Source organism: Candidatus Abyssobacteria bacterium SURF_5 (assembly GCA_003598085.1).
Classification (GTDB): domain Bacteria; phylum Abyssobacteria; class SURF-5; order SURF-5; family SURF-5; genus SURF-5.
Genome location: QZKU01000050.1, coordinates 1 through 15,398, shown reverse-complemented (window position 1 = coordinate 15,398; position 15,398 = coordinate 1). Strand labels below are relative to the sequence as shown.

Here is a 15,398-nt window from a genome sequence, read left to right as displayed (position 1 = left end):
GCACTACATTTCGACTTCCGGAAAATCGAACCCCCAAAAAATAAGGGGTTTTTGCAGATTTTTGACCAAACCCAAGCCCAAAGTGTCCAAAATGAGTCAGAACCATCGGCGATGTACGCATATGAACCCGAGACCGCAACGCTTTGTGCGTAACCGGGGGTATCGATCGAACCGGCAACAAAAGGCGAAGTGGGGTCAGTGACATCGACTATTCGCAATCCGACTGCCCCATCCGCAATATAGGCATACGAGCCGGAGACAGCAACGTCTGAAGCATAAGATACATCGACAGAACCGACGATAGGAGGAAATCTGATATCGCATGGATCGTGTGCAAAAGCTTCATGTGAATAAACTATAACCGTTACTACCGATAGAAAAGTTAGCACTAACAGCTTTCTCGATGTCATTGTTTTTTTCCTCCCACCTTTTTGAACGATTCAGTTATGCCGCCGTCTGTGAAGCAAAATTCTCCCGTCTCTGAGTTATGGTATGCTCTGGTCCTTCACCTGCTAATCCATGTATGGGGTTCGGCTCTTGCTCGTGGCCAGTATATACATGGAGAAAGCCTTCAGAACACGAGTTGCTTGCGCAGCTGCCGGCGCCGAAGCTGAGCAGTCTTCTTCGCCGATTTCGGTTTTCTGGACTCCTCCCTTCGCAGGAATGATCGACAATGAAGATACATGTGCTATCTTCAACAATGTTCGACATTACCATATCTATTTGCAGCTATGAGCCGGGTCACTAAGCTTGTTACTCATTCTTTTGTGAACGACCAGACCTCGTCGCTGGTGATGATATCGAGCGGCGCAACGTCCAGGTCCGCCCCGCGCACGCGCCAATATAGTCTTGCGCCGGCGGGAATCATGTCCCAGACGGCGGGCGACATGGCCCAACTTGTTTCGGTGATGATCTGGTGCAGGTTCTCGTATGTGGACCAATATTTTGTGAATCCGGCTGAAGCGCTGACATCAACCGCGAATGCATTATTTGTTCCGCCGCTGGCGGTCCAGGAGAAAGTGGGCGGTTGCGATAACACTGCCAGGTCTGCGGGCGCCTCGAGGTTTATCCTGAAGAGCTCGGGGCACAATTGAACCACGCTGATGCCGAATGCATAATGCGCGAGATAGGCGTGAGATGCGGAGACTGCGACATCGTAGGAAGTAATTCCGTTACTGAAAGAACCGAGTGAAATGGGAAAGGCGGGATCGGATATCTCTATGACCTGGAGGAACGGAGAATAAGTATAACTATTTCCCGCGATATAGGCGCAGGAATCCGCCAGTTCGATTTTGTGGATTTCACCCTGTGCACCAACCCATCCAACGATATAAGGCGCCGACGGATTGGATACATCTACAACGTGCACGCCGAAATTTCCTGTTTCCTCGGCGGCGACATAGACATACGAACCCTGCACCTCCACGTCGCGCGGACCGCTTAACTCTACCATTCCTGCGACAACGGGCGCGGCAGGATTGCTGCAATCCACTACTCTCAATCCCGTGGGGCTGCCAACAACATAGACATACGAACCCGATGCCGCGACCCGCAGCGCGGAAATATCGAGTGAACCGGCAATGAACGGCGACTGCGGGCTCGAAACATCGACAACCAGGAGACTCGTGGAATCGGCCACATATGCATAGTTCCCTGAAAGGGCGATATCCACCGCCAAACCGGGGGTCGCAACCGAACCCTCTATGTGGGGCGTGGATGGATTCGTAACATCCAAAACCTGCAGACCGCCTCCCCATCCGTCGGCAACGTAAGCAAAATTGCCGGATACTATCAGCTCTGTCGCGCGGCCCGGAGTATCCACGCCCCCAACTATTTCAGGCGCGGCGGGGTCGCTGATGTCGAGTATCTCAACCCCTTCCCATTCCTCCGCAACATACGCGTAGTTTCCGGACACATCGATCCCATAGGCCGGTCCCAAAGTGGAATGGTAGCTGATCATATGAGGAGAAAGGGGGTCCGAGACATCGACGACCAGGAAATTTTCTTCGTATCCGTAAGCGACTACGTACGCGTAATCGCCGTCCCAGGCGACATAGGAGGCGGGAAAGCTGCTTTGTACGGGTGCGGATCCGATAACAAATGATTCGACAGGTGAGGTAATGTCCACAATCTGAAGACCTGCGTAATATGACGTGACGAAGGCAATGTCTCCATTAACAGCCACATCCGTCGCCGTGTCGAACGGCAGCCCTGCGGCTACCGTCCCGGCTATGAAAGGAACCGCAGGAAGAGAAACATCGATGATCACGAGGCCGGCATATCCATCGGCAACGTAAACATAGGAATCATCAATGGCCACACCGGAGGCCAGGTGAAGCGTGTCGATCGAGCCAACGATGGATGGTGACGCCGGTGCAGACACATCGAGGATGCAGAGCCCTGTCAGACCGACGGCTACGTAAGCATATGAACCGGAGACAGCCACATCATTTGGCCAATCCGGCAGATCCGCCGAGCCCACGATTACGGGAGACGCCGGATTCGATACATCCACCACCTGCAACCAGGCGCTGCCTACAACATATGCATACGCCCCTGAGACCGCGACTTGATACGCCGGAGTGGCTAGCGATCCCGCCAGCACCGGTGCTTCCGGATTCGAGACATCAACAATAAAAAGTCCATAGCTTTCTGACGCGAGATATGCGTATGATCCCGATACGGCAACGCCGTAACATGAGCCGATCCCTTCAAGTGAAGAGGCCTGGACAGGGCTTGCAGGAGTCGAGACATCCACAATTGTTAGCCCATACCATGTGGTTAAATAGGCATAATCTCCAGAGACCGCCAGACCATTCACGCTTTCGACACTCAGCGTGCCGACGATAGGCGTGAAGTGCGGCTCGCAGGCCGCATGCGCTATAGAGTTGTTGCAAAAAAGGCAAAGAAGCACGAAATGGGTAGCCAAAACAAGCCTGAATCTCTTACTCATGCATATTCTCCCTTCATTGGCACCTTTTTTTCTCCCGTATCTTTTCACTGAAAAATAATTTTTCATTGGAAAGAACCACTGTGACGCCGCCGTGCTCCCGCATGGCGCATGGACCTTATTTTGCGAATCTACCAAACTACGGCGCCACCTCGAAATCGAAGTGCCGCTCGTTTGTCGGCAACGGCGGATTCGGCCCGATATATGCATTGTAAGTATACATCCCCAAAGGTGCGATCACTGGAATTGCATGCGACAGGTGCGCTGATCCGCTCGCGAAGGGAGGAAGATTCACTGTGTGCGGCCCGAAGAGCGCACCCGATGGGGGATACATCGAACCGTTAGGCAATCGAACCATGGTCCAGTACTCGAATGTCTGCACGACATCAGTGTGATTCGTGACCGTCACATCATATCCAAGTGAACCGCCTCTTGATGCTTCATCCGCATCGGGAACAAGTCGCATGCTGACTTCATAGAATTCGTCGGATCCCATGTCGAAGCCGGCCCCGCGCGGCCTCGGATCGCCATCGATATCGTCATCGATTGCGGCAGCCGCCCCCGAATCGACACACGGCGAGCCGGCTGTGAGATGGAAGTCGCCGGCACCCACAAATAGTGGATCGGCGTTGATGTTGCCTTCCAGCCAATTCAATATGGCGAGAGGATCGACATATACGTCATCGAAACCGAGTCGGTCTCTTACATCGGTAGAACCGACGGTGAGGACATGGCCGTACGTTCCAATATAGATTTCATTTCCAACATCCAGAGCCGTTTCATTCCCCCATACAATGCAGTTGATGAGCGTCTCCAAGCCGGCCGCTCCTTCAAAATGAAGTCCTCCTCCAGCAAAATGCGAAGAATTGCCGCTGATTGTGCAATTGGTAATCACGGGCGTGGAGTTCATACTGTAAATCCCGCCGCCGCCGCCGTTGTCCGTTGCTGAATTGCCGGTGATTGTGCAGTTGGTTATTACCGGAGAAGAATAATAGTAACAGTGGATGCCCCCGCCTGCACCCATGTAGCCGACCGAATTGCCGCTGATGACGCAATTGGCGATGGTTGGAGATGCGCTCCAACACATGATACCGCCCCCGTCGCCGAAAGCCCCGAGCGAATTATCGGTAATGACACAGTTTGTGATTGTCGGATCGGAATAGCTGCAGTAAATTCCGCCGCCGAAGCCGGCCATCTCGCCCCCATTCCCGGTAACGATGCAGTTGGTGATCGCAAGCGAGGAATAGGACATGCAGACTATCCCGCCAGCGGGGCCATGGGTTATAGTGAATCCATCAAGTATCGAATCGGAAGATTCGTTGCCGAACCGAAAAACCCAACCGCTCTCCGCCCCTTCGATAATGCAGGCCGAAGGTCCATTCTCTGAACGCAACGTCAAAGCCTTGCCTGCGAAAGTCAGATCTGTGCCTGCATGAGTGCCGTCCCGCACGATGATTTCATCACCGTTTGCCGCCGCATCAAGCGCCGCCTGGATTGTCACGAAGTCGTCCGGCACATAGTAGGTGTCCGCAGAACCTGGAGACGCGGCGCTTATGGCGGCAGCCAGCGCCAAGAGAACTGGCACATACAGCCTCTTCATGTTGCTCCTCCTTCTGGTTGAAGGCTTTGCCATAATAATTAAACTGCCTTTATGGCGCCACCTCGAAATCGAAGTGCCGCTCGTTCATCGGAGTGGGTGGAGCAACTCCGATATAGGCGTTGTAGGTGTATGTACCGAGCGGCGTGCTCATCGGAATCAGATGCGTCAAATGCGCCGAGCGGCTGGCGTAGGGAGCGAGCATAATGGTCTTCGGCCCGAGTAACGCGCCCGATGGCGGATACGGACTCCCGTTCGGCAGAGTCACATTCGTGAGATACTTGAATGTCAGCGTTGTCGCGGTGTGGTTGGTCAGCGTCACATCGTAGCCGAGCGTTCCGCCGCGCTCGACCGTGGCGGCATCGGGCTCGAGTTTCATGCTGACCTCGTAATACTCGTCCGCGCCGATATCGAAGCCCGCGCCGCGCGGACGCAAGTCTCCGTCGATGTCGTCATAGACTCCCGCGTCGGTCCCGGCATCGATGCACGGAGAGGTTCCAGTGAGATGATAGTCGCCTCCGCCGGCAAACAGCGGATCGGCGTCGATGTTGCCGGCGCCCCAGTCGAGGGTGCAGCCGGATTCGAGATAGACGGCCGGTTGTCCACCCTTGACGTCGCTGTTGGCGACAGACACCAGGGAGGGATCAGTGGTGGAGAAGATTGCTATTTCCGGTCCATTGACAGCGGAATCATTCCAAAGGACGCAATTTTCAATGGTGACTGAACAATTGTAGTAACATCCGATTCCCCCGCCCCATTCAGCGGAATTGTTGGAGAAGGAACAATATCTAATTCTTGGAGAAGAATAATACTGCGTACGGATCCCGCCCCCCTTATTGGCCGAGTTGCCGGCGATCGTACAGTTGGTGAGCGTCGGCGATGAATAGTAGTAGCAATCCAATCCGCCGCCATATCCCCCGGAAAACGTGAGCCAGTTATTGCTGATATTGCAGGCCGTAATGATGGGGGAGGATTCTATCTCGCACGAGATTCCTCCGCCGTGCGAATAGGCGGAATTGGCGGTTACTTCGCAGTTGTAGAGAGTGGGGCTGGACGAATACATGCACCGGATCGCTCCGCCGAAGTCTCCGTAATTTCCGGATAGCCGGCTGTTCCTGATCGCCGGGGATGAGCCCTCGACACAAAAAATTCCGCCGCCTGTTGTGGCGGTGTTATCGATCAGGATAAGGTTCTCAAGAGTGGGCGAGGCGGAGACGCACAGGATCGCGCCCCCCGAATTTGTGGGATACGATCCTGACGCGTACCCGTTTCGGACCGTGAACCCCTTGACGACGGAAGCCGGGCCTTCATACGTGTGGAAATAAAACCCTCTCCCGTCGCCCTCGCAGTTGATAATGCAATTCTCCGGGCCGTTTTCGGAGCGAAGAGTTATCGCTTTTCCCGAAAAGTCGAGATTCTTGTTGCTTGCGCCGGTGTAGGCGCCGTCGCGCACAATGATCGTGTCGCCGTCAAGCGAATTATTGATGGCCGTCTGGATGTTGCAGTAGGGATTCGCCTCGCTTCCGATGCCGGGACATGGGCTGACGGCGTCAACATAGAGAGTCCTGGGGAATTCGCTTGTTATATTCAGGAGATACTCGACATAGTCAGTCTCTGAATATATTTCCCCCGTTGTCCGATTGTAGTCCTTGACCCGAATGCGCCACAGGACCGCGTCCTCTCCATCAGCCTGCTGATCCACAAAATAGTACCCGGTCCATCCAAGAGGAGACGGCAAGGAAGTCAGTTGCACAACGCTTTCCAATTCCGTCTGATAGGGGATTGGAACATTGGCAAAATGGTAGAGATACATGGGGTCATTGACAAAGTAAACGCCGGGCGCTGAGTATTGATATTGTGCCTCAATGCTGTCCTCCCACCATTCGCCCGGCCCGATATAGTAGGCCTCATCGCCAGCCATCGATTTCTCCATACGCGCTGCCGCCACAGCGGGCGGTTGAAGAAAAGCCAGCCGGACGGCAGGGTCTCCAAACATGACAGCCTCATAGCAAGCGACCTGAGAGGCAGTAGGAGCATCTCCCTCTTCCAGGCAGATGTATCGCTGATGGTTGAGCGCGGCAAGATTCGCCTTGCCAAGAGGTGCATCTGCGCTCAATGCAGCCCAGAACATACTATGATAGGAATAGCCGGGATTGGAGGCGTTCCGAGTATTCCCCGCGTAGCAAATTGCGCCGCACTGGAAAAACCTGTTTATGATCGAATAAACGGGCGAAGTAAAGTCGAGGCTGGCGGTGCTGCATCCCGCCGACGCAGCCACGCACGGAGACAATCGATTGTGAAATGTGCATACCGGCCCGCCTACCCATCCATAGCTTCCGGCATGATTATCGTGGAGAATGGCGGTCTTGTTCTCCATTTGGTCATCCGACCATACGTCGATGGGATCGCGGCATACGGCGCCGGTGTATCCGACGTTCCCCATCTGGCGGATGGCCTCGTTGCCGAATCCCAGCCCCCGATCGATGCTGAGCACGCAGGCGTTCGCCGGATCAAAAATGTCGTCATACGCAACGCTTCGCGCGACCGCTCCTGAAGCGTACCGGTGGTTCTCTCCGATGATTCTTCCTATTCCCAAGTCAACAAACGGATCGTCGTCATAGTCTCCGTAGTAGTAATCTGTCGGGAGATCTTCCGTCCCTTCGTATGCGCAGTACGTGATCCCGAACGGGAGCGCCGTGTGATAGCCGACAATGGCCAGATACTCCGGCGGATGGTCGAGATGATCGCTGTAGAAATCAGAGAGACTCTGCGAAATCTCTTCCTTAGACGGATAGGTAAGCTTGAGATCTCCCGCGGTCTTGTAATCCTCCACTCCAATAGTGGGAGCGTATTGAAGCGATCCAACCGTCACGGGCTCTCCGGAAAAACGGGGTTCTTCACCCGCATCGCCGAAATCGCCGTCCCTGTTCGAATCGATTTGGACGACGTCATAATATCCAAGCGCCTGGCCAAACCCTAACGATGTCAAGAGAAATGGATAATCCATCCCCTCGATTTGGGCGGTCCCGGTCTTCCACGTGAGGAATGAGACGAGCATGTAGCCTCTGTCTTCCCACCATTTTTCCGATCCGCCAATGGTGTCAATCCGGTAGGTGCGTTCTCCGACCTGCGGAGTATAAAAAGAAAAGTACTCCGCCGACGAGAACAGCTCGCCGGGACCATAAACCTTATTATCATCGAGGTCGATCAGCGCCAGATCATAGAGCGAGGCTGTGTCAGTGGAAGCGCCGAGGCAGAACGGATTGCGGCCCCATCCGAGGACATTCCCATACCCGTACTGCCCGTTAACCGGATGGAACTCGGGAACGAAACCCGGCTCCAGCGTCGGAGGCGTACTGGTGATCCACCACGCGTAAAGCGACTTTTGGCCAACGACGGCGCCGTCGGGTTGAGTTGTTGTTGTGTCGGTGCAGTAATAGGGCTGTTTCCACACGGCGTCATACTCGAGCGGCAACACAACACCGTTTCGATGCGCGGCCAATACACAGGATAATAAGGACAGCTTTGGGACCAGGCCTCCGTTCCGGTCCGATGGATTCGTCATGGCGACATAGTCAACAACTTGTCCTTCCTCCTCCATTTTCTCCGCAACCGAACCGGCGTCAGGCAAGATTTCCACCGTGCAACCCAGGGCGATAAGAGCGTTCAGGACCGTCGGAGGGCAGTTTCCTATGACAAACACGTCTTCCGCACCGAGTGCGGAGAGGCAGTCTGATGTGATCTGGGGAAGATTTTCCCCTTCAAAGTACAACAGGGGCGCCTGAAGCCGCTTGCACAGGGGAGGCGCGCAAAGAGCCGCCTTGTAATCTTCAGAGTCCGTGAGGACGGCGGAAGAGCTGGCGCTCCAGCCAAGGTATGCAAGGTTCGCGGCGACTTCGCTCGGCGGTTCTCCCTGAACAGAGATTACAGGGCAGGCCACACTTGAAGGATCAACATAACATCCGACGGCAAATATCTGTCCCGGCGCATAATCCTCCAGAAACCACTCGTGCTCCTCGCAATCAAAAATGGAGTCGGTGAAAAGGATGACGGGCTTCGCGGAGTATATGTGGCAGGCGGCTGCAACCGCGGCAGGGACATTCATATCCATGGGCGACAGTTCATTGGGCACGTTGATCAGAAAAGCGCTTCGGTCCTCAAATAGGTCCTGCTGTCGCAAATTGGGCAAATTGGTTGGCGGGCGCTTTGGTGAGAGGGTTTCACGCCCCGGCTGCGCAACCGGCGAAGCTGGCGTGATATCGGGGTCCTTGGCCATCGAAATCAGGTCGCCAGTGGCGGCTTTTACCACATAGTCATAGCCGGTCTCATCCATGATTCGAATGCGCCAGAGAGGCTCGGAAGCCGGCCAATAGAGAATGCAGGACACTATTCTCGCGGCATCGCCATGAGTTGAAAGAAGATTCCGTTCGATCTCAACAGGCTCGATAACGGAAACCGGCCTTGATTCGCCCGATACGCGGACGGAGAATGCTTCACCGTGAGATTGCGTTCGCAGGACTTCTATTATTCGAAAAGTTGAGATGCGCTCTTGCTTCGGGTCGTAATCGATGAGATGCTCGATTCCAAACGCCCCCGCATTTTCTCTGTAGAAGGCGCGTCTGACTTTATTCCATTCACGTCCCTTTCCGGGTGTCGATGTTGGCGCCCATCCGGAGAGAAACGCGACGTGCACATCCGACAATTTCAGCAAATCTTGATCTGCGATGCTGGAATCGGTTAACAGGACGCTCAGACCATCTCTCTGAAATTCAACATCATGAAGCGTCCGAGTTGGCGCGGCGGTTCTTGCATGTGTCGATGCCGACCACAGCAGATTCTTGGGCCATCTCGGGCCGGAGCGGCCTTCAATGTGAGAAGAGTGAGAATAGGCGGAATAGTTGATCGAGAGAATGAATACTGCGAGAAACAGGAATTCGCGACGCAATCTCATGTTCAACATAGCGATCCCTCCTTTCAGAATATCCTCCTTTTGGTGTGTAGAAAACAGTGTCTTTTCATCCGTGCACTGCGGGAATAATTTCTCGCCAAAACTGACTTTCACAAATCAGAAGTTATTCCTGCGGGACAACCGAACTCCGTCACCTGACGATTTTGCGGGACTCATCTGTATTACGGAACCAGCTTTATGAGCCATGCATCACTGTCACTCCTGCCATATGTTTTGAAAGAAGCGGTCGAACCGCTGATGATGTAAGCTCCATCAGTTGTCTCCTGCACGCAAAGGCCTTCATCTGCAGAGGATCCTCCGAAACGCTTATTCCATAGCTCGGTTCCGGCAGGATCGGTCTTGATTAACCAGACATCACGGTCACCGGTTATGCCGTAGGAATCGGTGTGGCCTGCAAGAACAAATCCGCCGTCCGTTGTTTGTCGCACACTCCAAGCTCCGTCATTCTCCGGTCCGCCAAAGAGTCTGTCGGAAGGCCATTCCTTGTTTCCATTCGTATCAAGCTTGACCAACCATGCATCCCCACTTCCAGCTCCAAAAGACAGTGTGCGTCCGACAAAGACGTATTTCCCATCGGCTGTTTGCGTGATGCAGCGAATTGCATCGTCGCCTTCTCCCCCAAATACAGGATAAGATGCCCACTCTGGTTGACCGCCGGCATTTGTTTTCATGACGAAACCATCATAATCCTCTCCCGGGGGTTTTCTGTACCCGGCAATGATGTAGCCGCCGTCGGTTGTTTCCTGAACGCTCTGCCCGTAGTCATCTCCCACATAGTCTAGATTCGTCTGCCATAAGCGATCACCATTTGCATCAAGCTTGACGAGCCAAACATCACCATCGGACGGTCCCTGGCCAAACGTCTTGGTGTGGCCGGTAAGGATGTATCCTCCATCAGATGTCTGGCTAACGCAACGGAAATAGTCCCTGAAGGAGATATCGCCGAATTGGCTCTCCCATTCAAGCCCTCCGTTCGAGTCTGTCTTTATCACCAGTCCGTTTGAGACGTTATTCTCCTCGGAATAGCGTGTTTCACCAGCAATGACATAACCGCCGTCAGCAGTCTGCTGAACGGAATACGCGAAATCATCCAGCGAGCCGCCGTATCTTCTTCCTCCATCGGGCCACCCCGGTGCGACCTCTCCGTTCGCATCCGTTTTCATTAACAAGATATCGTAGCCGCCTCCTCCGGTGAGGGAATTGGTGAATCCCGCCAGAATATACCCACCGTCCGCTGTTTGCTCAACGCTGTAACCAGCTTCATCATGGACGTCGCCAAAGGTCCGGTCCCATCCCGATCCTTTGTACACCGACCATAGTTGGTCGCTCGTTATGATATTCACGGGCAAGTCATGTACATCGGCCCCGCGGATCCTCCAGTAAACCGGCGCCTCGGCAGGAGTGGCATCCCATAGCGCTTTGGGAATCACCCAGTCGGTTTCTTCGATTCGTTCGTGCAGATTCTCGTAAGTCGACCAATACTTGGAGAAGCCGGGAGATAAACTGAATTCCACTGCGAACACATTATCGCTGGTGCCTCCATCGGGACTCCACCGGAGGGTGGGGACAGAGGAAAGTAATGTGCTCTCGTTAACAGGATTCTTCAGGGTAATCTGAGTGAGCGGCCGTTGAAGCGCCTTTGCGATGTTTAGCCTGCCGCCGGTCAGGAGCAAACCCTCCAGACTCGGAACCGGATCCACGTTCTGCAACAGCCTGTCCTTGATATCTGCGTTCTGAAGGTCCGGATAATATGCCCATAGAAGGGCCGCCGCTCCGGCGACGTGAGGAGTGGCCATCGAGGTGCCTGAGGAATATCCATATTGATTCCCCGGGAGCGTGCTGAAGATGTCATCTCCCGGAGCGCCCAGATCGACACTCGATGCTCCATAATTCGAGTAGGAGGAAAGCGCGTCGGAAGGGGTTGTGGCGGCAACGGCGACAATATTGTATTGAGTATAACTTGAGGGATAATTTCTCGGCTCCGTGTCGTTGTCCTCGCCTTCATTTCCGGCAGCGGCGATAAACAACATATCCTGGTTTCCAGATGCTTCTATGGCATACCTCAAAGCCTCATCGGGCGGTCCCGTCCATCCCCAGCTATTGCTGGTCAGCCTTACATCGATACCGTAAAATCGTTTCATCATGGTCGCATATTCCAGGCATTCTATCGCATCGGCATTACTCCCCTCCCCGTTCGAGGCCAACATCTTGAGGGCCATAAGCTTGATGTTCCAGCACACGCCGACCGGTCCAATACCGTTATCTCCTACAGCAGCGATGGTGCCTGCGCAATGAGTGCCGTGGCCATGGTCATCATACGGATCGGTGTCGTCATTGCATGCATCGATGCCATACAAATCATCAATGTACCCGTTCCCGTCGTCATCTATGCCATTGCCGGGCATCTCGCCGGGATTCATCCACATGTTCCGGACAAGGTCTTCGTGGTTGTAGTCAATGCCGGTGTCAATTACCCCGACAACAAGGTCGGTCTTGCCGGTGACAAAATACCATGCCTCAGGCGCCTCAATCCGTCGCAATCCCCATAATCGATAGAAATCAGGATCATCGGGAATCACGCCTGTATCTATCGAAACGATATAATTGGGTTCCGCGAATAAGACTTCCTGGACCCCTTTGAGCGATTCCACAGCGTCTGCAACCGTCAGCCCTCTTCCATCTATCTTCATGTGATACACATCGATAAGTTCAAAATGCCGCAGGGTCTCCAGTCCAAAGGCGCTCTGGATTTGGCCTAGTTGCTCTGCTGTAACTCCCGGTTTGAATTTGATAAGAAGCTCTGCTTCCTTGTAGCGGGGTTGGTTGGCATCAGCCGCCGCTTCTTTTGGAACGAAGAAGGGAAAACATAACATGAAAGAAACGAGGAAAACTTCAACCACGCGGACTATCTTCATAAGTCCCCCCTCCTGTTTAGCAACCGTGTTTGCGGCAGCTTTGCGCGCATCACTTTGATCCACGCAAATCACGGACACAGTTGTTCCTTGATGTTTATTGATAAAAGAGAGCCCGACTCTTACTCCTCGGGCATGCTATAAGAGCTTTCTTGATCTCATGGTTTTTCTCTCCCATCTCCTGAAAAGTTCTGCTATGCCGCCGTCTATAAAGCAAAACTATTCCTGTAACATATGAGTTCTTCTGCTCCACGAGATCATCTAACTTCAATTGTCATTTCTTCTCTTCCCCTGATCGGCCCCTATGGATCCTTACGGATACGAAACTCCGCCGACGGTCGCGCTTTCGAGAACCACCACTTCATTGTGCGTACGAATCAGTGCGCCGCCGGAACTATCAGACTCGGCAGTGACACGCTTCACGGTTCCGATGCCCTTAACACTCCAAAACTCATGCGTGCGAACACAGGTGCCCCAGGGGTCTGTCCACGAAAACACCCAGTTTGTGCGAACCGCGTCGGGAAAGACTCCCGCAGGCGTGACCACCGTCTCCAAGCTGTTTCCACTGTAACAATGATAGCCGCTCATGGTGCCCATAAATATACCGGCCCCGTCATAAATCGGAACGTCCTCAAACGGCGTCAACTTCGAAAAGCCTAAATAGGTGTATGGATTACATATCTTCAACGGACAAAATATGGTAGTCTGATAGCCGACGATCTCGGCTTTCGCCAGCCAGATGCCGGAACTATCGCTTGCCCACCAGAGATTTATCCCGTTCGAGCCCTCCAGCTTCATGCACGGCATACCGCAGACATCCTCCACCGCGGTCACTGTCCGGATATCCGCGCTGCCGTCATGCCGTCGGTAGGTCCAGGTATCGCCGAGGTGCAATGGAAAATACTCCCAAAACTTGAGAACAGGCGACTGCATTCCGCTGCCTGTGGGCGCGAACACGTTACTTGAGGGATTCCACTGAAAGACACCGTAGTACATTTTTGAGCCGGAGATCGCATTGTGCAGGATGAATTCGTTCGGCGCGGTTACCTCCATACCCGAATTGGTGATGTCGAGCGGAATAGAAAAGCTTTCACCCACAGAAAGAAAGAAAAAACACGGAACAATCAGGAATATGACGGACAGTCTTCTCATGGGTCTCTTCTCCTCTTCGCCCTAAGCTACCAGTAAAACATGCAGGTTCCCGGCGCATCGTCCCTGCACGCCGGCGGTCATGGTGGGCCGAACTCCTTCAAACCTGCTCCGGACCATCGATGTCTCTCACCATCATCCATTCACGCCATTGCGGAAACACCGATTGAGCATCGAAAACACGTTAAAACGAACCGTGGTTTACTATCTGGTCGATTCCTGTTCCTAAAGATATCTCTCCATCAGCATCTTCCACACCGGCGGCCCAGGTCTTCACCTCCCCGATATCCGGCGCCCAGATCATGATCTCCGCTTCTCCCTCATCACCTTCAATGTCGGATTCGATAATCTTGAGACAGTTGCTGAAAACACCATCCGGAGTAGTCACTGTTACGCCAGCCTCCATGAGCATGATGACATGGACATATGGATTTTCTGTCTCGCCGTGAGTTATGGATACGAAACTCCGCCGACGGTCGCGCTTTCGAGAAGAAGGACTTCGCTGTAGCTGTAGGTCATGATGCCGCCGGACGAGGCGACATCGTTCGACATGATTTTGACAATTCCGACGCCGGGCGAAAACCAGATATCATCTGTCGTCATGTTGCTGGTCCATGGATTCGTGTAAGACTGCGCCATGTTGCAGCGCCGGGCATCCATGAAGGTGCCGGCGGGAGTGACCACTGTCTCCACTGCAACGCCGGTATAGCTGAAATAGCCGGTCATCGTGCCGACGAGGGTCCCATAAGGATCATATATAGGAACATCCTCATACGGAGTGAGCTTTGAAAAGCCGACATAGGTGTAGGGGTTACATAACTTCAGCGGGCAAAAGAGGACGTAAGAGTTGTCTGGATTCTGCACTTTCGCCAGCCAGATGCCGGTGGAGTCGCTCACCCACCATTCTTTTGTGCCGGTCGAGTATTCCCTCCTCATGCAGGGCACGCCGCAGATGCTATCGATGCCTGCGATCGTGACGGTTACTATGCCGCCGTCATGCCGCCGATACGTCCAGGTGTCGCCGACGTGCAGTGGAAAGTACTCCCAAGCCTTAAATGCCGGTATCTCGAGGGTATAGCCGGTGGGATAGAAAAGATTCGTGGAGGGATTCCAACTGAAATCCACCCGATAGAGTTTGGGCCCAACAAGAACGTTATGCAGGATGAATGACGCCGGATCGACCACTTCCATGCCCGAACTGGTGATGTTGATCGGGATAGCATGGGCCGAAGCGGCAAGCAGGAAACAGAACAATGCGACAGATGTGACCGCAGCCTTTTTCATAAACTTGCCTCCTGAGGTTGAGTAAATCACCGATGCACTTCGTCTGGTTCAGGGCGCCTGTGCCTTGAGAAGGATCGCAGGGGCTATGGATCACGTAAGATCAGGGCAGGGATTTTCATGGATCCTCCTAAAGTTGATTTCCCGCGCATTTTTCAGAGGTGAAGGGATTTTATCACGTCATATATGATTCATCAAGAAAAAAATTAACGGTAGGAGTGATCGGCGGACATAAGAGGTTTGCGCGGTGGAAAGCGTCATTAAAGGGTGTAAATCATTGTTATCAAAATCTTTATGAATTAGAATCGGATTTAGAGACGCATTAACTTGCCGGATAACTCGTTTTTCGAGGCAGGAGTATTTTCGCCCGATCATGATTGCCACGCGTTTTCTGAGAGGGCCCGGCCGCACAAGCATTTGCCTGCAGAAAGGCAAGGAGATTAAGAATTTATCCGTAAATAATAATGCATTGTCGAAAGGTTATTAGGGCGCATGCGATCTCCAGTAGGCCTTCGTAGCTATCAGCTCGTTTCTCATAGC

Annotated in this window: 8 protein-coding genes; all 8 read right to left on the bottom strand. The window is 53.4% G+C overall.

Going from position 1 to position 15,398, the window contains the following annotated elements; all coding sequences use genetic code 11:
* Nucleotides 1–410: hypothetical protein (locus C4520_06870; protein RJP23130.1), on the bottom strand; the 410-nt coding region annotated here is incomplete at its 3' end.
* A 347-nt stretch (nt 411–757) separates the two neighbouring features.
* Nucleotides 758–3,160: a hypothetical protein gene (locus C4520_06865; GenBank protein ID RJP23129.1), complete on the bottom strand. Its 2,403-nt coding sequence runs from the start codon at nt 3,158–3,160 to the stop codon at nt 758–760.
* Nucleotides 3,090–4,583, bottom strand: coding sequence for a right-handed parallel beta-helix repeat-containing protein (locus C4520_06860; GenBank protein ID RJP23128.1), 1,494 nt, complete (start codon nt 4,581–4,583; stop codon nt 3,090–3,092). The genes C4520_06865 and C4520_06860 overlap by 71 nt, the downstream gene beginning before the upstream one ends.
* A gap of 16 nt (nt 4,584–4,599) precedes the next feature.
* Nucleotides 4,600–9,609 carry a hypothetical protein gene (locus tag C4520_06855; protein RJP23127.1) on the bottom strand — a complete coding sequence of 1,670 codons (5,010 nt, stop codon included), beginning with the start codon at nt 9,607–9,609 and terminating at the stop codon, nt 4,600–4,602.
* A 68-nt stretch (nt 9,610–9,677) separates the two neighbouring features.
* Nucleotides 9,678–12,431 carry a hypothetical protein gene (locus C4520_06850; protein RJP23126.1) on the bottom strand — a complete coding sequence of 918 codons (2,754 nt, stop codon included), beginning with the start codon at nt 12,429–12,431 and terminating at the stop codon, nt 9,678–9,680.
* Between the two features lie 309 nt (nt 12,432–12,740).
* Entirely contained in the window at nt 12,741–13,580 is an 840-nt protein-coding gene (locus C4520_06845) for a hypothetical protein (GenBank protein RJP23125.1), read from the bottom strand.
* A gap of 181 nt (nt 13,581–13,761) precedes the next feature.
* On the bottom strand, nt 13,762–13,989 hold the full coding sequence (locus tag C4520_06840) for a hypothetical protein (GenBank protein RJP23124.1): 228 nt from the start codon (nt 13,987–13,989) through the stop codon (nt 13,762–13,764).
* Between the two features lie 38 nt (nt 13,990–14,027).
* The gene (locus tag C4520_06835) at nt 14,028–14,861 is read right to left on the bottom strand and encodes a hypothetical protein (protein RJP23123.1); all 834 of its coding nucleotides are present in this window, start codon (nt 14,859–14,861) and stop codon (nt 14,028–14,030) included.
* Nucleotides 14,862–15,398: the final 537 nt, after the last annotated feature.

Excerpts from the sequence above, each read along its gene's own strand:
- C4520_06840 (RJP23124.1), bottom strand. The coding sequence starts at position 13,989 with ATGCTCATGGAGGCTGGCGTAACAGTGACTACTCCGGATGGTGTTTTC.
- C4520_06865 (RJP23129.1), bottom strand. The coding sequence starts at position 3,160 with ATGCATATATCGGGCCGAATCCGCCGTTGCCGACAAACGAGCGGCACT.
- C4520_06835 (RJP23123.1), bottom strand. The coding sequence starts at position 14,861 with ATGAAAAAGGCTGCGGTCACATCTGTCGCATTGTTCTGTTTCCTGCTT.
- C4520_06850 (RJP23126.1), bottom strand. The coding sequence starts at position 12,431 with ATGAAGATAGTCCGCGTGGTTGAAGTTTTCCTCGTTTCTTTCATGTTA.
- C4520_06845 (RJP23125.1), bottom strand. The coding sequence starts at position 13,580 with ATGAGAAGACTGTCCGTCATATTCCTGATTGTTCCGTGTTTTTTCTTT.
- C4520_06860 (RJP23128.1), bottom strand. The coding sequence starts at position 4,583 with ATGGCAAAGCCTTCAACCAGAAGGAGGAGCAACATGAAGAGGCTGTAT.